At 45.7% G+C, this 21,882-nt stretch carries 16 protein-coding genes; 6 read left to right on the forward strand and 10 right to left on the reverse strand.

The genetic code is table 11. The features are described 5' to 3' along the window. The first annotated feature begins 41 nt into the window (after positions 1-41). On the forward strand, positions 42-479 hold the full coding sequence (locus tag RIC07_RS31060; RefSeq protein ID WP_446397885.1) for a chemotaxis protein CheW: 438 nt from the start codon (positions 42-44) through the stop codon (positions 477-479). A 209-nt stretch (positions 480-688) separates the two neighbouring features. On the opposite strand, the gene RIC07_RS31065 is transcribed toward RIC07_RS31060, so the two are convergent. The 5 genes from RIC07_RS31065 to RIC07_RS31085 form a co-directional block, all read right to left on the reverse strand. After that, the gene (locus tag RIC07_RS31065) at positions 689-1,423 is read right to left on the reverse strand and encodes a hypothetical protein (RefSeq protein WP_446397886.1); all 735 of its coding nucleotides are present in this window, start codon (positions 1,421-1,423) and stop codon (positions 689-691) included. A gap of 11 nt (positions 1,424-1,434) precedes the next feature. Then, positions 1,435-2,712 (reverse strand): AAA family ATPase, encoded by a 1,278-nt coding sequence (locus tag RIC07_RS31070; protein WP_446397887.1) that lies wholly within the window; start codon positions 2,710-2,712, stop codon positions 1,435-1,437. Positions 2,713-2,831: 119 nt separating this feature from the next. Further along, positions 2,832-5,855 carry a HEAT repeat domain-containing protein gene (locus RIC07_RS31075; RefSeq protein WP_446397888.1) on the reverse strand — a complete coding sequence of 1,008 codons (3,024 nt, stop codon included), beginning with the start codon at positions 5,853-5,855 and terminating at the stop codon, positions 2,832-2,834. A 350-nt stretch (positions 5,856-6,205) separates the two neighbouring features. Then, on the reverse strand, positions 6,206-6,526 hold the full coding sequence (locus RIC07_RS31080; RefSeq protein ID WP_446397889.1) for a CU044_2847 family protein: 321 nt from the start codon (positions 6,524-6,526) through the stop codon (positions 6,206-6,208). Positions 6,527-6,666: 140 nt separating this feature from the next. After that, a complete protein-coding gene (locus tag RIC07_RS31085; protein WP_446397890.1) occupies positions 6,667-8,040 on the reverse strand; it encodes an SGNH/GDSL hydrolase family protein in 1,374 nt (457 codons plus the stop codon). Positions 8,041-8,188: 148 nt separating this feature from the next. On the opposite strand from RIC07_RS31085, the gene RIC07_RS31090 reads away from it, so the two are divergent. Next, positions 8,189-8,689: a low molecular weight protein-tyrosine-phosphatase gene (locus RIC07_RS31090; protein WP_446397891.1), complete on the forward strand. Its 501-nt coding sequence runs from the start codon at positions 8,189-8,191 to the stop codon at positions 8,687-8,689. Then, a complete protein-coding gene (locus RIC07_RS31095; protein WP_446397892.1) occupies positions 8,686-10,140 on the forward strand; it encodes a bifunctional orotidine-5'-phosphate decarboxylase/orotate phosphoribosyltransferase in 1,455 nt (484 codons plus the stop codon). The genes RIC07_RS31090 and RIC07_RS31095 overlap by 4 nt, the downstream gene beginning before the upstream one ends. A 176-nt stretch (positions 10,141-10,316) precedes the next feature. Here RIC07_RS31095 and RIC07_RS31100 read toward each other — a convergent pair whose 3' ends face one another. From RIC07_RS31100 to RIC07_RS31110, 3 genes are all read right to left on the reverse strand, one after another. After that, on the reverse strand, positions 10,317-10,745 hold the full coding sequence (locus RIC07_RS31100; RefSeq protein ID WP_446397893.1) for a PIN domain-containing protein: 429 nt from the start codon (positions 10,743-10,745) through the stop codon (positions 10,317-10,319). Beyond that, on the reverse strand, positions 10,742-11,092 hold the full coding sequence (locus RIC07_RS31105) for a hypothetical protein (RefSeq protein ID WP_446377247.1): 351 nt from the start codon (positions 11,090-11,092) through the stop codon (positions 10,742-10,744). The genes RIC07_RS31100 and RIC07_RS31105 overlap by 4 nt, the downstream gene beginning before the upstream one ends. A gap of 241 nt (positions 11,093-11,333) precedes the next feature. Beyond that, complete coding sequence (locus tag RIC07_RS31110) at positions 11,334-12,374, reverse strand: hypothetical protein (RefSeq protein ID WP_446397894.1); 1,041 nt, start codon at positions 12,372-12,374, stop codon at positions 11,334-11,336. 507 nt (positions 12,375-12,881) lie between these two features. Between RIC07_RS31110 and RIC07_RS31115 the strand changes: the two genes are divergently transcribed. The 3 genes from RIC07_RS31115 (at position 12,882) to RIC07_RS31125 (ending at position 19,044) form a co-directional block, all read left to right on the forward strand. Continuing rightward, complete coding sequence (locus tag RIC07_RS31115; RefSeq protein WP_446397895.1) at positions 12,882-14,024, forward strand: protein kinase domain-containing protein; 1,143 nt, start codon at positions 12,882-12,884, stop codon at positions 14,022-14,024. Between the two features lie 671 nt (positions 14,025-14,695). Next, positions 14,696-17,206 carry a primosomal protein N' gene (gene priA / locus RIC07_RS31120; RefSeq protein WP_446397896.1) on the forward strand — a complete coding sequence of 837 codons (2,511 nt, stop codon included), beginning with the start codon at positions 14,696-14,698 and terminating at the stop codon, positions 17,204-17,206. 299 nt (positions 17,207-17,505) lie between these two features. Continuing rightward, positions 17,506-19,044: a glycoside hydrolase family protein gene (locus RIC07_RS31125; RefSeq protein ID WP_446397897.1), complete on the forward strand. Its 1,539-nt coding sequence runs from the start codon at positions 17,506-17,508 to the stop codon at positions 19,042-19,044. 354 nt (positions 19,045-19,398) lie between these two features. Here RIC07_RS31125 and RIC07_RS31130 read toward each other — a convergent pair whose 3' ends face one another. Both RIC07_RS31130 and RIC07_RS31135 read right to left on the reverse strand, forming a co-directional pair. Then, a complete protein-coding gene (locus RIC07_RS31130; protein ID WP_446397898.1) occupies positions 19,399-20,427 on the reverse strand; it encodes a hypothetical protein in 1,029 nt (342 codons plus the stop codon). Positions 20,428-20,815: 388 nt separating this feature from the next. Further along, a complete protein-coding gene (locus RIC07_RS31135; protein ID WP_446397899.1) occupies positions 20,816-21,724 on the reverse strand; it encodes an alpha/beta fold hydrolase in 909 nt (302 codons plus the stop codon). Positions 21,725-21,882 lie beyond the last annotated feature (158 nt).

Raw genomic sequence — 21,882 nt, forward strand, 5'->3', positions numbered from 1 at the left:
CGGCTGTCTTTTGCATTCTGTCCTTTATTAACCAATGAACCATGACCCCTGACTCCCAAAAATATATCGTCTTTAAGATTAGCGACTCTCTGATGTCATTACCCATGGATAACGTGTTAAAAGTGCTAAACACACCATCCAATGAGAGTGGTTGGAATGCCATGGGATTACTGCAAATAGGAGATTATACGATTCGGATTGTCGATTTACATGAACAGTTAAATCCTAACTATGACGCCAATTCAACCAACTTGCAATCCTTTTTAGTCATTACCAACCCCATAGAAGGGGATCTCTTTGGCATTATCGTTGATGAACCGCCCAATTTGATTGAATTAAATCCTGACCTAATTCGTAAGTTACCTAAATATAACCGTCGCTTACCGATGGTGAGTCATGCTGCCATTCTCCAGGAGAATGAGCAGAAAACTACAATTTTCATGTTAGATTTATATGAATTATTTAATCCAGTTGCATAAGCTTCGTCATTGGTCATTTGTCTTATGTCCTTTGTAATAACCGTAGGGTGCGTTAGGCGTAATCACTCCTATTTATTGTCCTTTTAATGGAAATGTCGCCGTAACGCACCATTATTCGAGTCAAGGCAAAAATTAGAAGCGTAGGGTGCGTTAGGCGTAATCACTCATATTTATTATCCTTCTAATGGAAATATCGCCGTAACGCACCATTATTCTGGTCTATCTACCCCGTGTTTTCCCAGTGATAACATTTGAATAAAAAGTCTTGATTCAGGAACATAGCTAAAAATTCTGTCTACACTGTCCGGTGTTATGTAGTTTAGTGCCTTCTCTTCAAAATCTTGATCTCGAAGCCGTCGCAAATCATCAGTTCCATAGAGGAGTTGCTTCAACTCTTTAGGTTTCTTACCATAGTACTGAATAGGAGGTTCTTTGGCAGCCGCCACAAAAACTTCAGAAGAAGGAAAGCAGACTAGAGATAGTAGGACTGGTAAATATTGACAAGGATAGCCTTCTCGCGATTTAAGAGCGTAAAACTTATCTATTGCTCCCATAAAAATTTTAGATATACTAAAACTCCAATCTTTAAAATAGTCCTCAGGACTGGATAAAGACTTCTCTGCATCAGTTGTAATTAACAAAATGTCTCGATTAGAAAGTTCACCAATACCCACTTCAGTTTCAAAATCAGAAAAGGCAGCGACTAAAGTATTTGTGATATTGTTTTGAAGTTCAGATGCAGGTTCACTAGGTAGATAATAATTCTGTGACCGAGTCGCTGACTTCCAGTAACGATCGACATAATCTCGTACTGTTTGTCTACTTAATTTGCAAATATTAAAACTCGTCGTATTGAATGTTCCGTTAAGTAGAACACATTGAATAAACTTCTCGAAAATAGCCCGATCAGTTTCTCCATCCCCCACAATGCCTATATTTCTCATCAGTGTCGCCTTTACCCAATTGTTCCCGAATACCAAAGTTCTGCCAGTTGGTATTTAGGAAGTTCCACGACGCGCTTCCCATCCTCACGTTCTAGAATTTCTCCTTCAACAGTACCTATTCCAACTAAGGTATCAAGAGATGTGTTGAGATTGCTGACATCACTCCTCCGGCTACGTTTATCTAAACGAACTGTGTAAACATGATCAAGATGATCATGAAATTCTCTTAGAACAGAAGGGCTATTGGATGTAATGATGAACTGGGAAGAATACCCTTCAGAACTTGGGGATGTCATTTGCCATATCCATCTCATTAGTTCTTGAATGTTGCCAGGATTGATGCCATTTTCAATTTCCTCTAGAAGAATTAACGTTGGAGGGCGCCGCAGAGAAGCTAAAAGACTAATTGCTGCCGCTTTCATAAAGCCATCTGACAAAACCTCTGGTGGAAATTCCTCTACAATTCCTTGACGCCCTAAATCAAATTCCCAAACTAGGCGAGAGCATTGAGCATCATACCTGACTCCCTGAAAACTTGGTTCAAACCGTCGCATTAAAGCCGTAAATCTTGTAAATGTACGCTCATCATTTTCTTTTAGATATTTAATGATAGTCTGAAGATTACGACCCGTGCCTCCTAATTTTGACGGGATTTTTATTTTCGTCTGAGTTTGACGGTCTTCAGGTTCTAAGCCACTTTCTGTATATTTTTCATCTTCATCTTGACTAACAGTGAACAAATCTTTGAGAAAAGCTGGCTGAAAGTGATAGCTAAATGTGTTGGCAAAATCATCGAAGAAGTTTCTGCATAATTCTTGTTCTGTATTTGTCAATAATTGATCTTCTTCGATGTTTTTTCTTAGTTTAATTGCACCTGAAAGCTTACTGTATCCACTTTTAATCCTCTTAGGTTCAGATGAATTGAAGAGCTGAAACTCTATTTCTTCTTTACAAGCTGCTTGTTCTTTTAGGCTTTCCTCTTTAAACAATTTCATGGAGTATTTAGCTTTCCCCTGGTCATTTGACCATGTAATAGAAAACTCTATGGATTCATCCTCTTGAGCCAGCCTATATCTATGAGGATAAAGATCTCTTGCCGCTATGACTGTTTGATGGCGAATGTGATGATTAGGATGACCACGCCTAACCAGACCGCAGAAATGTTGTATCCCAGCTAGCAAATTGGTTTTACCCGAATTATTGTTGCCAATCAGTAGTGTTATTGGGTATAAATCTACAGTGGTTAACGTATGGGTTCTAAAGTTTTTAAGCGTTACTTGATGAAACATATTGATCTCTAGTACATAGGACTCTAAAAAAGAATTACATCTTAATATTTAGGAATTACCAAACCCATTGAGGACAACGCTAACGATAGAGGATATATTATCCACTCTACCATTTTATATCATATCCGGTTAAACACCCCTAATAACGCAGGAATTGCCCTGTGTGAACCGATTTTACCTAAGGCATCGGCGGCACTCCTACGCACATCAGAATCAGAATCAGAATGTTCTAGTTTGAGCAAGGCAGGAATTGCCGTCTGTGAACCGATTTCACCTAAGGCATCGACGGCACTCCTACGCACATCAGAATCAGAATGTTCCACCAGTTTGAGTAAGGCAGGAATCGCCTTTTCTGAACCTGTTTGACCTAATGCCTTGACGGCACTCCTACGCACATTATAATCAGAATGTTCCACCAGTTTGAGTAAGGCAGGAATCGCCTTTTCTGAACCTGTTTGACCTAATGCCTTGACAGCTCTCCTACGCACATTAGAATCAGAATGTTCTACCAGCTTGAGCAAGGCAGGAATCGCTGCCTGTGAACCGATTTTACCTAAGGCTTTGGCGGCATTCCTATGTACATCAGAATCAGAATGTTCCACGAGTTTGAGCAAACCAGGAATCGCCGTTTCTGAAGCGATATTACCTAATGCCTTGGCGGCTCTGCAACGCGCATCAGAATCACAATCCGAATCTTCCACCAGTTTGAGCAAGGCAGGAATCGCCGTTTCTGAACCGATTTCACCTAACGCATCTGCAGTCCTACAACGCACATCAGCATCCGAATGTTCCAGCAGTTTGAGCAAGGCAGGTATTGCTGTCTGTGAACCGATTTTACCTAACGCTTTTGCGGCTCTCCAACGCACAGAATAATCAAAATGTCCTAGCAGTTTGAGCAAGGCAGGTATTGCTGTCTGTGAACCGATTTTACCTAACGCTTCAGCGGCACTCCTACGCACATCAGAATCCGAATCTTCCAACAGTTTGAGCAAACCCGGAATGGCACTATCCGATCGCGTCTCCCCTAAATGCCGAACCTTTAACCAAGCGGGTACATCCAACGCCTCCACATACCCAACCGTCTGCTCCTGAAATTCTAACTTTACCTCTCCCGCTAACCGCGCTCCTAACCGCAAATCCACGTCCAGTGCCAGTTGCACCACCTGCACCGCTCGCCGATCATCCACCAGCGCCAACATCAACGCGATTGGCTCTGTCCATTTCAGATAGTTAAGATACTCCCGCTTCAGCACCCCATCACTCAACGTTGGCAACCGTGCCAACAATGCCTCGGCTGCGTAATATTCCTGAATCAGTTGATGGCGAAACTCTAACTCCTGATTGCCTGTTCCCGCCTGAATCAGATGATACTTCTGCAAATCCCGCAGACACTTGCGGGCAAAATCCTCCCCATACGCCACTTTGCCATGGAGAAATTGCGCGATCGCCTGTACTGCCTCTTCCCGTGCAATCCCTACCCGTAGTTCCGTTGGCGTCTCTCCCTGCATCATCACCCACGCCAACTGTTGCAGCACTGATTTCCACCAGTCGCGATCGCTCTCAATCACAACATCCTGTTTCAGGTTGCGCTCATATCCCTGAGTAAATAACCGAAACACCAACCCCAAATTCTCTGGAATTGTCTGAGTCTCCCCAAACAAGTCACACAGCATCCACAGCAGCAACGGGGTTTTCCCAAAGTCTCGCAAGCGCTCACCCAGTTGGCGCAGCATTTCCTCCGCTTGTTCTGGCACGTAGGCTCGAATAAACGCCTGCATTTGCGCTTTAGTGAGCGGCTGCATTTCTAATTTCTGCTCAATCCCTAAATCTCCCCCCAGACTCAAATCCCGTGTGGTGAAGATCATCGGCACTTTGGGATGGTTGCGGCGAAAATCAGCAAGCTGCGATCGCGCTTCCTCTGAGGGCAACTCATTGACCCCATCCAAGAGGATTAGCGATCGCGATAACACCGTTTCCAGTTGTGCTTGCGTTAAGGGGAGTTCATTTCGAGTAAAGGCATTGAGAATTAATTGGGTGATTGAACCTTGCCAGTAACGCAGTTCCACCAACACCGGAATCCTCCTTAACTCCCCTCTCCCAGAATTGGGAGAGGGGCTGGGGGTGAGGGCTTCCTGAGTGCAGAGTGAGAAGTCGGAGTTGTTCAAAAACTCTGATTTCTGAGTCGTCGCCTCCTCCAAGAGTAATCGTGCTAACGCCGTAGACTTTCCCGATCCCGGACGCCCGACTAACAAAACCTGCTCCTGGGCATACTTGCGAAGCCCTTCCAGCACAGAAAATCGCTCCACCTTCTTTTCCTGTCGCTGTTCTCGCTCTTTCTCTTCCTGTCGCTGTTCTCGCTCCTCCTTTTTCACCCTCTGCACAATCAACCCGAAGTCAAAAATCGGTGTCACATCCTGAGATTGCCGTTTTTTGCTTTCGGCATCGGTTAATGTGTAAAGTTGCCACCACTTCTCATATTTAGTGGTAATTGCGGTTAAATAGGGCTGAACATCGATTTCAGACAGCTTGAGAACTAAATCCCGCCAGCGCCGATCGCGTTGATGAAACTGCTGCTGAAACTCTCGCAATTGAGGGAACTGCTCCAGAATCGCCGTCGTTGGTACAGCGCCACCCCCTAAATCAAACGAGCGATCGCGGGTAAACTTAACCATCCCACAAACCTTACCTGTTCGCTGATTCAGCAACGGTGCGCCACTCATCCCTGGTCGCACTTGTCCCAATTTAAACTTAATTAATCCTGGCTCATCCCCTGTGAACCCTTCACAGTTAAACGTTACCGGACAGCCATTGTCAAACTCTCGATCAGGATAACCAAATAGATAGAGTGGATCACGGGATTGAATCGCCCCATCCAAATACACACAAGGCGGATTAGCATCAGTAGGAAGCGTCACCCGCAACAGCGCTAAATCATAAGGATCAGGAAGCGATTCCTCTACTACCGCCTGTGACCAATTCTGCTGCATCTGCCAGCGTACCTGAATCGGTTCACCCTTCGCCCCTTTGACCACATGAGCGCAAGTGAGAATCCATTCTGGAGCGACAAAAAAGCCTGTCCCCCAACCTCCGGGAAGGGAAAGCTTCACCGTGCATTGTTGCAGCAGATTCTCGACGCGACTCATGGTTTACGGCTGAAGGGGTGACAAACTAAGTCAAAGGTAGGCAGGGTATGGGGTATGGGGTGTGGGGTGTGGGGTAAATCGGTAAGGAACACAAAAGCCCATAAGAGGAGATAGGGTAAGGAGCAAGTGCTCTTTCTGGCGAGGCAACGCCGTCAACCAGAAGGACTTCAGGGTCAAAATGAATAAGCAATAGAGTTTTTGGTGACTCCCTGAGTAAAGTTCAACGCTGAGCGGAGTCGAAGTGAGCGGAGTCGAAGCGTCAATTTTTCCCTACACCCTACACCCTACACCCTACACCCTACACCCTACACCCAGTAGTACCTTCAAGTTCCTTGTCACCCCCTCAGGGTTTACGGTTTAGGCTGGGCTTCCCATTCCAACGTGATTTCCAGATTCGCTTTACCCGATCCTTTGACAATCACTGCCGTTAATTGTCCCGCCTCGATCGCCATTTCCATACCAAATTTTACCGTCGCCTTCCTCGGTCTAGCTTTTTTCAGGGGTGCGGCGACCATCTGTACTACCCCCTCGATCGCATCAGCAACAGGCTGAAACTGCTTGGCGTCAAAGCTGACATCCTCTCGCCCCGTCGTTGTCACCTCAAAGAAAGCGATCGCCCCATTGGGAAGTTCAACGGGAACGGTGTCACTGCGGGATTCGGCAAAGGTCATTTCATCTGTCTCCTCAATTGAGTTCTTACAATCTAAAGTGAACGGTTGAGATTAGGGAACCGGGAACAGCATGCTGGTGGGCAATGCCCACCCTACGGAATTTTTAATCTTTTCCTTCCCCATTTCTCCAATCCTTCAAACTAAGGTATAGGTCGAGACGGTGGCACTTGTAGCTCAGATGAAGCCGTCAGCGTTTGGTATAAGCGCTCAGATAAGATGCGGTTGGCTTCTTCAGTCAAATGAATGGCATCCCAAAACGCCCGATCAGAAAAATCGTTATAAACATCGTAGAAGTTCAGCGTTTTCACATTTTCGGGATACCAGCTTTGAAGCTGATCCAGTGATTTAGCTAAAGCAACATAGCCATCTTGGATTCGTGTCTGATAATCTGCTCCTAATTCAACCAAAATTTCCTGCTCTCTGAGTGAAATCTGTTGGTTACCCCCACGACCCGTAATTTCGGGTTGTACGGCGATAATTAAAGGAACAGATGCCCCAGTTGCCAAGCGAATCATTTGCTTGTGGCGATCGCGATAACGGGTAACTCGTTCTTGCAGTTCCTCTGGGTCAGCAGGAAGATAGTTGGCTAGGTGGGCTGTACCATTCAACGCTGCTAAACTCAGCCGACTCACCGAGGGTTGAGGACGTACTATCCAGTATTGGATGGCTTTCACCAGATAGGTATTTGTCACCACAGAGGTTAACTCTTGGGAGAGGTGCGTCCAAAAATGCCCAGAGGCATTACTAAGAAAGGTTTCAATATGGGGAATGTCCGTTGCCATGCGATCGCTCGGTAGGAGCAAGTCCATGTATCCATCCAAAACCATGATCGCATCCGGTTGGTAGGGCAAAATTTGCAACGCTAACTGAGCCAATTCATTCCCCGATGCATACCCAGGTACAGCCGCATTAATCACCCGATATTGACCATCTTTAATCTTAGGAGGTAACGCCAACGCCTTTTCTAAATCCGGTTTATAGAAGGGCAAATCTGTCGGTCTATATTTCTCCGGAGAACGCTGCTGTTGAGCAACCCGTTCCTTCAGACGCGCTTCCAGTTGAGCCGCGATCGTGGCTTGATTACTGGGATTCCATTGACCGAATGCGGTTGATCCGCCCAGCAAAAAAATCCGAAATTCATTGTTGGGTTTGTCTAGGGGAACAGGTTCAGTGTCGCGGAATCCTTGGGGATTAATCTGCCAAAAATTGCTGGTTTGCTCACCTTCAAGCTGATACCCTACAGCAAGACTCCGGTGGGCAGCAAGTCGCCCCTGTTCAGATAACCCCTCGTAAGGCTGATCATATTCATTCAAAAACTTGAGGCGGTAAACATTCACGATCGCTGGTTCACCCTCGTAAGCAGCTAACTCAGCGGTTTTGCCCATGACACCCACCAACAGCCGAGTGGACAATTCTAGGAGAATCAAGACAATCGGAATCGCCAAAATGATCGTGAGCAATGGGAAGGGGCGGCGGCGCTTACGGTAGGTGCGACGGCGGCGCGACTTGAACATCAAATACTTTCCTCAAATCATCACAGAATCAGGCGGCTGCGTTGCTAAACTTAACACGGATCGGGTTATCAGACTGACATTAAAATGTGAGGGTTACATCTGAGCGCGGGTTAAAATCCATAGTTGTACAGAACTATCCATTATACCGATGCCCTGCAAGCTACTCTTTGTCTGCCTTGGTAATATTTGCCGTTCTCCCTCCGCCGAGAACATTATGAATCACTTAATTGAGCAAGCGGGACTTCAGGAGAGCATTGTCTGCGACTCAGCGGGAACAGGTGATTATCATATTGGTTCTCCTCCCGATGAACGCATGACTCTCGCCGCCAGCCAACGGGGAATCATCCTCAAGGGAAAAGCCCGACAGTTTCAAATCCCTGACTTTGAAGCGTTTGACCTGATTTTGGCGATGGATCGGGAGAATTTACGCGACATTCTGTTCCTAGATGCGACGGGGAAGTATCGGGATAAAGTGCGATTAATGTGTGATTTTGCCACTCGTCATCGGATACGAGACGTTCCTGATCCCTATTATGGGGGTCCAGAGGGATTTAACCAAGTGATTGATTTACTCCTCGATGCTTGCGAGGGATTATTGGAGTATGTGATTAAAACCTATTCCCTACCCGCCAAGGGCAAAGTCCAATGAGCTTTTTTGAGAAACTCAATCATGCGATCGCCCAAAATCAAAGTTTACTGGTAGTCGGACTCGATCCTAACCCAGAAATGATGCCCAAGCGTTACTCCACTGGAGAACACTCCGGTGATCTGATGGATGGGTTAAGGGATTGGTTGCACGTAATCATCCAGCAAACCGCCGATTTAGTCTGCGCCTATAAGCCCACATTTGGCTTTTACAAAGCGTTGGGCGCACCGGGACTCAATTTATTAGAACAGACACTCGCAGCGATTCCTGACTCCATCCCGGTTATTTTAGATGCCAAACATGGTGACCTAAACACTAGCACCGTCTTTGCCGAAACCATTTTTACGCGATCGCGGGTTGATGCGGTTACGCTGAGTCCTTATTCTGGACAAGACCATGTTGCACCCTTTTTAATTTATCCCGGTAAAGCCGTCTTTATTCTCTGTTGCACCTCCAATCCGGCGGCTGTCGCTATCCAGCAGTATCCCCAACCCCAAACACCCCTTTATCTGCAAGTAGTTAAAGAAGCCAAAGCCTGGGGCGCACCCGAAGATTTAGCCCTAGAAGTTGGTACAACCTCTCCAGACATATTGGCAAAAATTCGGGCAATTGCCCCAGAACGCTTAATTTTAGCCCGGAGTATCTGGGCGGAGGGAGGGGCTGAACTGAACCAAATTTTAGCCGCTGGGTTAAATGCCAATGGTGAGGGGTTATTAATTCCCGTTCCCCAAGATATGTTAGCCACAGAAGAACCCGCCGCCGCGATACAACCTCTGCGAGAGGAGATTAATCAGGCAAGAGGGAAAAAGATTCAAGCGGGTTCTGCTTGTGATTTGTGGATGCCCGATGTCTGTTTTCTCGAACAACATCCCCATCAAGATTTAATCCTCCAACTTTATGACATGGGCTGCATTCTATTTGGTGAATTTGTCCAAGCATCTGGAGCCGTTTTTCCCTACTATATTGATTTGCGGAAAGTGATTTCCAATCCCCAACTTTTCCATCTAATGCTGAGTGCTTATGCCGAGATTCTGCAAGGTTTAACCTTTGACCGGATTTCCGGGATTCCTTATGGGTCATTACCCACAGCAACCGGGTTATCCCTGCGTCTGCATCACCCGATGATTTTTCCCCGCAAGGAAGTGAAAGCCCATGGGACGCGACGGGTGATAGAGGGTCACTTTGAGCCAGGGGAAACGGTAGTAGTGGTGGATGATATTTTGATTAGTGGGAAGAGTGTGATGGAAGGCGCAGCGAAGTTGGAGACAGGGGGATTAAATGTGCAGGATATTGTCGTATTTATTGATCATGAAGGTGGAGTGAAAGATAGGTTGAGGGACAATGGTTATCAGGCGCATTCCGTATTAACGATTTCAGAAATTACCCAAACCCTGTATCAAGCCGGGCGGATAACTCAGGAACAATTCCAAGCATTTAACCACAGTGTTCAATAAGCGAACGTCCCACGCCTTAAGTTAAATTCGTGTGAAGTTCGTAGTTGCGCTGTCTTCGCCATAAACACTATAGCGCTGACTACCAAGGTTTCTATGGCAATCTCTGCATCCTCACCGAAATCTATCGCAGAAACCCGGTTTCTTGCCCCCACCCACATCTCAGAGAGGAAAGCAGTTCATCGCTTGGCTTCCCACGGATTAACCAAATCAATTCCACAATCCAAAAAGTCGTGTATGTTGCGGGTCGCTAATGTTGCCTGGTGAACTCGGCAAATGGCTGCAATTTGTGCATCAAATTGTGAGATGGGGCGACCGATTTGTTTGCGGTAAGCTGCTATTTGGGAATAAAGCTCAGCGGCTTTTTGATCGAATGCTAAAATTCGCTCTGCCAAGTAATCCTCAAAGACGATCAATGCTCCGTCGAGCAATTTCTGTCGTCGCTGTCCTTCTGGAAGAATTTGAATACCGTACAGAATTTCGGCTTGGGTAATGCTGGTTGTGTACAGTGATGCACCGTTTTGGCTGGCTAACCATTCGCGGATGACGCTCGAACCCCTGGGCTGAATGAGTTCCGAAATGACGTTGGTGTCGAGAATGATTTTCATGGTTCGCCAAACAGGGTTTCGTCAACTCGAATGGGTTCCCGTGGCTCGATGAGAATTTCGTTGGGTTCGATCTGGCTGAAGTGTCGCTCAAAGACTGCGATGAGCCACTGACCTTCGTTTTCAAAGTTTTCGGGTTGAAGTTTTGGGGCGGGTGTGTGGGGGGTTGGGTGCAGTTCGCGATCGAGAAGCTCGAACAGTTTTTGCTTGTCGGTAGGGTTGAGTTGATGAATGGCTGGCAAGAGTTCATTGAGTGTCATCTCTGGCTCCTGTTGTGTTGTATCTACTATTTTGCCTTCTGAGAACGTCAGGGGTGCGATCGCCAAGCATTGGGTTGAATTGTTCCTCATATCAAGTCCGGTGAATTGCCCATAATAACAATGCTGTAACCGCAAGGGTTTCGGCCTTTTTTATTAAGGGTGATTTGCCGGACATCATATCAAACGTTATTAGCGCTTCCCGCACTTCCAGAACCCCCCCTTGCCACCCACATCCCATCCGGTCAGACAAACTGGTCTGAATAAAGCATGAAGTTTTATGACTGGATTCCACACTTCTGCCTGCACCGACTTAAAAGAAGCAGAAATTAAATCAAAGATTTTTGTGTCTAACAATATCTCTTAGCAAACCACGTAAGTTTTCTAACGTTTTTTCCTTCTGCTGCTCATCAATTTCAGATCTTTCAACCTCTTTAATTCTGTTCAAGATGTAGGACTCATCAAATGTAACTATTTCAGAGGAATTGAAATTCAGAAAAAGTAGCTTTTCGGACTTCAACTTACCAATATTGCCTGAAGATGAGTGATAATATACTAAAACACCCACTGTATCAGCACCTTTTATACCATTTCCCACTGTGTTTCTATAGTTTAGCAAGAAATATTCACTATCTTTTGGAGCTACGCCATAGACTATATTTTGCATTATAAAAGGATTTTCTGGAGTTATATTGATTATACGTCTAAGTCGAGCACTCGACAATATAAGTCTGTCTTGTTTATAAATAACAACCTGAAAATTCGAGATATTGATCTCGGATTCACTGTTGTTGTAAATTGCAAATTTTATTTCTAATGTTTGTTTTAGTAAATTACTGTCACCAAGTCTATCGTCATCAATGTCAGTAAATCTCGCATCCTCGGTTACAAAGCGGAGAGAATCAACGTTCGCAAAGTCAACGTTCTCTGTTTGAGCTTCCACTTTTTCTATGTCTGTATAAAAACTTCTTCCGAAAGGTAGATTTAAGGGGGATTGAGCTTTGAAGCCAAATAGTATAGTCGTGCTAAGAGTCAGTAAGGAAAACCCAAATATAACTCTCGTTCTAGATACTTTAAATAAAGAGTTGCCTAAGAAACTTTTTGCTTTAGATGAAGAATCCTTCAATTCAGCTTTTTGGGTTAGCAGATCGTGCCAGTGTTGATCTTGGTCGTGAAAATCTTTCTGAAGCTGCCGCAATTGGGGAAACCGTTGCAAAATTACAGACGCCGGAATTGCCCCACCCCCCAAATCAGAGGCGCGACCGCGAGTAAACTTCACCATCCCGCAGACCTTCCCCGTCTGCCGATTCAACAGCGCCGATCCACTCATACCCGGTCGCACTTGCGCCAGCTTAAACTTAATCAGGGGCGGCACATCCCGTGACGATGGAAAATAAGCCCACGAGGGCAGTTCCGGCTAACAGTAGTCGATTGAGTTTCACCAGTCGGGAATAGTCCATAACGTCTCACCCCAGGGAGTCGGGTTATGGCGGGTCGTGGGTGTTTTTTTGAGTTTAGCAGGATTTTCCGACAGGGCAATGCTGAGTTTTTATAGAGTTGTCGGTGACTCATCCACCAGAAAACAGGACAAATATTAATTCCCCGTCCATCAGAGAGACTTCAACACCCTACCGAGTGTCAATTGTCGCTTAGCTGGCAAGGACTAATGGTAACGAGTACCATTCACCCCTGTTATCAGATTATGCTGTGAGCCGGGAAAGTATGTACTCAGATAAGGAATCGTAGCATCCTAAACGAAATTAAGTTGAGACGGAATAAAGTAATAGGATAATAGGATAATAGGGTAAAAGAATAAGAGTAAAAAAGCTACTCCTCATTTAGATGCAAAATAGAGATAAACGCTGAATTGCCAACTACCCCCATGAGTTACTGTCTCAATCCTAACTGTACCAACCCCCAAAATCCCGCCGGAACCAAATTTTGCCTCACCTGCGGGTCAAAAGTACGCCTCAAGGAACGGTATCGCACGGTTCAACCCTTGGGACAAGGCGGTTTTGGGCGCACGTTTCTAGCCGTGGATGAGGATAAACCGTCTCATCCCCCTTGTGTGATTAAGCAGTTTTTCCCCCAAGCCCAGGGAACCAGTACGGTACAAAAAGCGGCGCAGTTATTTACCCAAGAAGCAGTACGGTTAGATGAGTTGGGTAAACATCCCCAGATTCCAGAACTGTTGGCGTATTTTTGTCAAGATAGCCATCAATATTTGGTGCAAGAGTTTATTGAGGGCGAAGACTTAGCCCAGGAGTTGGCAAGAAAAGGCGCGTTTACAGAAGCCCAAGTTCGCGATGTGTTGAATAATTTGTTGCCTGTTTTACAATTCGTTCATCAACATCATGTTATTCACCGCGATATTAAACCGGAAAATATTATTCGTCGAAATCGCGATAAGCAACTATTTCTGGTTGATTTTGGCGCATCAAAAGTGGCGACAGGTACAGCGTTAGCCAGAACCGGGACAGTGATTGGTTCGGTGGGGTATGTTGCACCGGAACAAAGTATCGGGAAAGCCGTGTTTGCGAGTGATATCTATAGTCTCGGTGTGACCTGTATCCATCTGCTAACGGGAATCCATCCCTTTGACTTATTTGATGTGAATCAGGGGGTTTGGATATGGCGACAAGGGTTGAAAAATCCAGTCAGCGATCGCGTGGCTAAAATTTTAGATAAGATGTTAGTCAGTGCGACGAATCAGCGCTATCAATCGGTGGCGGAGATACTCCAGGATTTACAGTCTCAAACCCCTGTGGCTAAGGTTAAATCGGCAAAACCTGCACATCCTCCGGCTTCAGCGCCAATGAAGCCCCAGCCAAATCCGCCTCAATATGGGAAAGGGTTAGATAAAGAATTAGCGGATTTGAAGTCTGAGTTTTTGCAGCCACCGACATCTAAAAGTACCCCACCCAAATCGACACCGCCGACTAAAGGTTCTGCCAATACTCAAAAAACCAAAAGTCAAATGGACAGGGAATTAGAGGAAATCAAGTCTCAGTTTTTGGAAGAATAGGTTGTCGCTGACCAAGAGATTTTGAAGCAGGCAGTGGATGCTTGGGAAGCTGAACGGAATCAGGCAGATTCCCAAGTTAACTAGCGTTTTACAACCCAAGATGCTCGAATTAAACTCAAGCGTCTTTATCCATCTATTGAATCTGAATAAATGTAGTTCAGGAACAAAGTAAAGGGTACGCTCCAGCAACTTTTGTAAAAATCCGCGATCGCGCTCTTGAGTTTAACCTCTTCTCCTATACTGAAGTTCCCAATACAGCGCAAGCGACATCGAGATAATGCCGCTCGCTCAAAAGAAATCTGGGCTTCTTCTGGTTAAGTTGACACCAATGGGCATTGCCGTGTCCCTGCTTTCTGCCTTTTGCTATAGAATATACGTTCTCTAAAATTTGGCTAGGTGATTACCGATGAAACCGCCAAGTTCTACTGGTGTCCCGTTTAGGGAGGATTTCTGGATTTGCCTCATCCATACGAGGATAGGAGTTCCGATTAAACTATAAGTTTTAACAATAATTGACGTTAGCATTTATCTTTGAAGTTAATGATTCAGATGAATTACTTGATGACTCTGTGAAGACGCGCCATGGCACGTCTTTATCTGAGAACTGTTAACTGGGGTTATTGAATCGATGTTCCCCCAGTCGCTGTGAGAAAAATTGAGAGGTTATCGTTGTGTCTGATTCCCCGACAAGTTTAATTGTGGCAGAACCGAAAGCAACCTATCAATCCGGTGGTGATCATCAGAATTGCTGGGTGGAGACGTTGGTGGATTGTCCGGGACTCGAGGGACTGTTGACGTACCGCATCCCGGCGGATTTGTCGATTAAACCGGGAGATATTTTAACGGTGCCATTGAATAACCGCCAGGTGGGGGCGATCGCAATTCGGTTACTGGCTTCTCCCCCTGCTGATGTGCCATTGGCGAAAATCCGGGAGGTGGAGGATGTAATTGGTACGGGTTTTTTTGAGAACTCCTATTGGCAGGTATTGGAACGAGTGGCGCAGTATTACTGCACACCCCTGATATCCGTAGTTCGGGGGGCATTACCACCAGGATTGTTGATGCGATCGCAACGGCGAGTTCGTCTGCATAGAGAGGCGATTCCTGATGGTGCAGATACGTTTGTCGGTCGAACGGCGCGTCAGATTTTAGCACTCCTAGATGCCCAACCGGACGGAGATTACAGCGTCGCCTATCTACAACGCCAGGTGAAAGGGGCGCGTCGCGGGGTGAAAGATTTACTTAAACGTGGCTGGGTGGAAAGTTATTTGAAACCGCCCCAACCCTCACGCCCGAAGCTGAAGAAAGCTGTCACTCTCGTCGCGGATGGCTTTGAACCTGATGTCACCGAACGACAACGGGAAGTATTAGATGTACTGCGGCGTCGGGGTGGGGATATGTGGCTGAATGAGTTATTGCAAGTCTGTCATGCTACGTCTTCTATTGTTAACAAGCTGGCAGAAAAAGGGTATGTAGTTGTTGAATACCGGGAAATTCTCAGAACCTTGGATCAGCCGAATGTGGCAGATGATCGCCCTAAAATATTGACAGATACGCAAACTTATGCATTGAAAACGATTCAAAGTTTGGATGAGTATAACCAAGTGCTATTGCATGGGGTAACGGGTTCCGGGAAAACCGAGGTTTATCTACAAGCGATCGCACCGTTGTTAAGGGCGGGACAATCTGCCCTAGTGTTAGTTCCAGAGATTGGGCTAACCCCGCAACTCACCGACCGATTTCGCGCCCGGTTTGGCAAAAAGGTGAATGTGTATCACAGTGGGTTATCCCATGGGGAACGTTATGATACCTGGCGACAAGTATTAAGTGGAGAACCCCAGGTCGTCATTGGTACGCGATCGGCTGTTTTTGTGCCATTACCTAAATTGGGTCTAATTATATTAGATGAAGAACACGACTCCAGTTTCAAGCAAGACAGTCTTTCTCCCACTTATCATGCCCGTACCGTTGCCCAATGGCGGGCGGAATTGGAAAATTGTCCTCTAGTTTTGGGTTCAGCTACCCCGTCTTTGGAAACCTGGGTTGCTGTCAACGGTCAACAAGCCAATCTCAACACAGACGCCCCCTGTAAAACCTATTACCTTTCATTACCCGAACGCATCCAATCTCGCCCCTTACCCCCTGTGGAAATTGTGGATATGAGACAGGAGTTAAAGCAGGGGAATCGTTCTATTTTCAGCCGTTCTCTCCAAGATGAGTTACAGCAGTTGAAACAAAAGCAGCGACAAGGGATTTTATTTATTCCCCGTCGTGGACATAGTACGTTTGTCTCCTGTCGCAGTTGTGGATATGTGATTGAATGTCCGGACTGTGATGTGTCCCTGTCCTATCACTATGCCCACGAGGGGGCGAATCAACTCTTACGTTGTCATTATTGCAACTACACAACCGCCCATCCTAATAATTGTCCCGAATGTGGTTCACCTTACCTCAAGTTTTTTGGTAGTGGCACACAGCGGGTGAGTCAGGAGTTGGCTAAGGCGTTTCCTGATTTACGGGTGATTCGCTTTGATAGTGATACCACCCGAACTAAGGGGGCGCATCGAACCCTGTTAACTCAGTTTGCCAATGGGGAAGCGGACTTATTAATCGGGACGCAAATGTTAACCAAGGGATTAGACTTAGCGGGAGTCACCTTAGTTGGAGTTGTCGCCGCCGATGGATTATTACACTTATCTGATTATCGGGCAGCCGAACGAGCATTTCAAACCTTAACCCAAGTCGCAGGTCGGGCAGGTCGGGGGGATGAACCGGGTCAGGTGATTGTCCAAACCTATTCACCTCAACATCCGGTGATTCAGGCGGTGAAAACCCATGGGTATGAGGTGTTTACCGAGGCGGAATTGGTACAACGGGAATCGTTGAATTATCCTCCTTATGGGCATCTGATTTTATTGCGATTGAGTGGGTTGGAGGAGATAAACGTTGAGAAGGCGGCGGAGACGTTAGCGGATTGGTTGAGTCAAGCGGGTTCCGGGTATGAGATATTAGGACCCGCCCCGGCGGGGATTATGCGAATCGCCCGTCGTTATCGGTGGCAGATTTTGCTCAAATTTCCGCCAGATGTAGCGGTAGAATTACCCGATGTGGCGGCGTTGCAGCGGATTTGTCCGCCGGATGTGAGTTTGACGATTGATGTTGATCCATTGAATATGATGTAAGGGGTTATTTGTCATTCGTCTTTTGTGCTTTGCAGTCCGCCTACGCGGACTTTGTTTGTGTAGCAGCGATTTCAATCGCCCTAGCAAAAGGGGCTTCCTGTCATCAGATTTGGTATCAAACGGTTGGGGAAATAACTTATTTTTTTTAGGTAGTATTATTAGAGTAGAGATTCCCGATAAAGCTGCTCGTAAATGTAACAAAATTAGTAGAATTTTAACAAAAATGAATCATTTATAGCTAAAAATAAAAAATAAAAATATGCTGGATATATTACTGGTTTCAGTAAGGAGAAGGTTTTATGAATATTTCGTCAAAAGGTATAGCCCTAATTAAACGGTATGAAGGGCTTAGATTAAAAGCTTATCTTTGTCCTGCGGGAGTTCCGACTATTGGTTACGGCACGATTCGCTATCCAGATGACCGTCCGGTTCAGATGGGAGACCAGATCTCTGAGCAGCAAGCTGAGTTATTTTTGATTGAAGAGTGTAATGCGATCGCCAAGCAACTGGCAAAACTGGTTACAGTTTCTCTGAACCAGAATCAAATCGATGCTTTGATTTCTTTCTGCTATAACCTAGGTTGTGGGGCTCTAAGTTGCAGCACTTTACTCAAGAAGCTCAATCAAGGGGACTATCCGGGTGCAGCCCAAGAGTTCTCTCGGTGGGTGAAAATCACAGAGAATGGGGTGAAAAAACCCCTAGAAGGTCTGATCAAGCGCCGTGCAGAAGAAAAACGCTTGTTTGAAACGGTGGGGGATGAAGGAGAACCTATCTTAGTTGAGCCATCGCCCCAAGAGCAAGTCACTTGGTTGGAGGCGTACCGCAGTAATCAAGGTCAGACAATCATTGCAGCTTGGAAGGATTCAGAACTGGTCGAACTGGTTACCCTAGATCGTGCTTTTAAGGAGGATTTGATTTCAGTTCTTTCACTGTACAAGAATGCACGGAATCTGCATGTTGCTCCACCAGAGAAACGGATTCCTGAAGGAGAAATAATCAACTTTTTGGGCGCAGAACCCGAAACGTCTCAACCGTTTGCACCTCAACCCGCACTCGATTCGCTCTTAGTTCGTGGGAGTGAGGGCGAAGAGGTTAAGTGGCTACAGAAACGACTACAGGAACTGGGTTGCTACGACGGTGAAATCGACGGTTGTTTTGGTCCAATTACAGACAACGCCGTCAGAGTTTTCCAGGCGCATGTATTTGGATCACCGGAAGCTGATGGCAAAGTCGGTCCTCTAACCTGGAAAGCCTTAAGCGGAGAGAGTCCAATAGTTCCACCAGAGCCATATCCAGATGCGGGGGGAGGAACCTATCTGCGTCTGACGAAAACCAATGCCTTTGATAAATTTTGTCTGCGTAAACTCCGTTTAGCCTATATTAAGAATGGAAAGGAGGTTGATCATATATTTGTTTGCTCCGGGATTAAAAGCAAGCAAAACTTCCGAATTGGCAAATGTAGCCAGTCCGGTTCCTATGAACCTCTGCCTGAAGGTAAGTGGTATATTCATGATATGCTATGGGTTAATGGAAAGGACAACTACAATGCAAGTTGGTCAGACGGACTAGGACCAGTCAAGATTAATTTAGACTACAAGAGTCCTGACTATACAAAGCGCCGTTATATTCAGATACACATGGATTGGAATCGCTTTAAACGTTATCCCGGTATGGCTAAGTCTCCGGGGACAGCGGGATGTATTGGTGTTTATCATGAGGCAGATTTCAAGCGCTTAGCAACCTGGCTACGGGAGACTGATCCTCGTGATCTCTATGTTGATTGGGGACTAGGCACTTGTCCAAAACCAACCGTTTCCGTCCAACCGATTATGACATAGCGTCAGTAAAGTTCTCAAAAGAGGATGTCCGAGATCAAGACATGAGTATGAAACGGCTGAGAGTGCAGTGTTTTGATGATTAGGAGTAGAGCGATCGCGCCACACATAAGAGCGATCGCTCTTATGTGTGGCTTCTTCATTGATACTTTTTCGGTTTCTTTGGTAAGAAAATCTTAAAAATACATGGGTACGGATCGAGGGGGCTAGATTGCTAAAATGCTTACGCAGTAGGGGTTAATTTCCCTGTAGTACATCTGAACTAGGGGAACTTCAGCTTAAAAAGGTCTTCTGCCTTTTGCTATAAGGCAGAAGTTGGCACTCCAGGTACACAGAGGAATTTAAATGAAATGACAACTACGCCGAATTTTCCAACACTGCAACGGGCAAAGGTTCGGGAAATACCTCAGGAGAAAACATTTCCCACAATACTTGTAAATAGGGTAAAACAAGCGAAATTTGCTGCTGAGAAAGACGTTTACCAAATTCCAATCCTAACAGATGAATCATTTGCCGAACTAATTCCCACCCTACGTTTAAAGTAGGGTAGAGCATGACACACAAAGGAAACAATTCGCGTTGGATGGGCGCAATACTTTTTTCCAGAACACAAAGCCACAGGTAAATCTGGAACATTTCCACATCCCGAATACTGGCAGATTTCACCGTAGGATTCACTAAGCTACCACTATGACAGTGATAGTTTGGATGTAAATCGCTAATTCGGGTGGCAATTTGTTGAGCAATTAATGCTTGATCCGGTAAGATTTTCCGTAGAGATACCAAAGCTAATGATTGATGATCATAATTGGCGGCAGTTTTATAGAGTCGTTGTAAGGGCATATACAGACAATCATCAATCACCTGGAAATAAATACTCACTGTAGCTTGTTCTTGAGGTGACAGTGATTTCAGTAGTAACTGACCACTATAGTGAAACTGCATACTAACAAACGCAATCACTCTAGGATCAATTGCTGTATAATTGTGTCGAATTCGACCTAAATCTGATGCTAAAAATAAACATAAACGTTCGGGGATGACTTGATCGGCATAAGCGAGCAATACTTTCTCATAGATTGAGTAAGTATCTTTAGTAATTTGCCAAGGATCAATTAAGCGATAGTTAATACCTTGTCGCTTGATTTGTTGGCAGAGTAAGGCTTCGGTTTTTGCCCAAGCTTGAATCGTTACTGATCGCAATGAATCAAGCAACCGCTGTGCTATAACAGCTCGTAATCCTGGAGAATTCGACTGCCACGTTTTGTCTGATGTACTGTGCTGTTGAACATACTTTTTTGCCCAGAGTTTGGATAGCTTTCTTGCCGTCGCGATCTTCGCTGTCTGCGACGGTTGAGAATTACCTAGCTTATCCTTTGTACTCATGACACACCCCTTGTTTAGAACGTCAATGCAGTCCGTAAAATGGCGGTAGCAATAAAGTCAACAGTAACAAAAAGGGTTGTTTGGTAGCTAATGTTACATTTTTTGATTGAGTTGGATAACTAAATCGGTGTTCTAGCACGCTTGCTTACCCTTAGCTGCTTATTCCTTGCTTTCCAACTCTCTAATTATCTACTCACCAATCAAAGGATAGTCTTTTTTGAAAAAATTCTCAATAGTCATTTTTTCAGGGATTGCTGAATAAGTCTTGTGGTGAGGCGAGGGAACAGGGAACAGTGAATGAGAGAGATGGGGGAACTAGGGCAACAAATGACGTAGCTTGCTTCTCACTCCCTTGAGTATGACAAATGACGAATGACAAATGACGAAACTAAACCGAATGCTGTGCAATCCAATCCTGCAAAATGGGATTAACAACCTCAGGGGCTTCATCTTGGGGACAATGACCTAAACCGTCTAAGGGGATAAATTGTTCCACGGCGGGAAAATTGACCCATTCTTTTGCTTCCGCGATGGGTTCCCAAGGATCATCAGTTCCCCACAAAATCAGTGTGGGACACTGTAACTGAGGTAATAAGTCTTCGGCTAGAGGTCCTGCGGAATAGCGGGTAAATGCGATAAACACATCAGCCGCACCCACATCAGCTGCTGGTTGCATCAGCAAGTCGATTAATTCATCAGTCACTGCCTCGGATTTGCGATACGCTTGCAATAAAATTTTCCGCACCACCTGTGGCTTCGCCAGTTGACGAAAAAAGAGTTGCCCCACCCACTTAACTCCCAGTAACTGTTGTATCATGGGTGCGCCGATGCGACGATGCCAAGGTAACGTCACTCGTTTGCGATCGTGCAGCATCCGCAGGGAACAGTTGATCAGGGTAACGCCCAATACCCTATCTGGACAATCCACAGCCGCTTGCATCGCTACAATACAGCCAATTGAATTCCCCACCAAAAACGCTGGAGTCTCTACGACTTCCCGACAAAAATCAATGACTTGTTGTCCCCAGGTTTCAAAGGTATACTCCACTTCAAGTCCCGGCATCGGTTTGGCAGAGGCACCAAAACCAATTAAGTCAATGGCATAGCATCGACAGGATTCTGCTAATGCGGGTAAATTCTTACGCCAATGTCCACAAGACGCGCCAAAGCCATGCACCATCACCACTGCTGGTCCAGAATTGCCGTGGACTTGATAGGCAATGGGAAACCCGCGCCATGTCCAAGTGTGAGTGTCGCGTTCAGGGGGTTTGGGTAGGGTGGAGGAGGAAAAGGTCATGACGATTTCAAGCGTACAGGGTTAACTAACAGTCCGTAAATATCTAGACAATTAGTGACATAACTAGACATTTTCTCTGATATAGTCAGGCAATGTCTAGTTTAACCCCCCAAGAAGCAGCCACTCGACTAGGTGCCACGGTCTTGCACTTTGCACCG

It is taken from the genome of Coleofasciculus sp. E1-EBD-02 (genome assembly GCF_040218245.1).
Lineage (GTDB): Bacteria > Cyanobacteriota > Cyanobacteriia > Cyanobacteriales > Coleofasciculaceae > Coleofasciculus.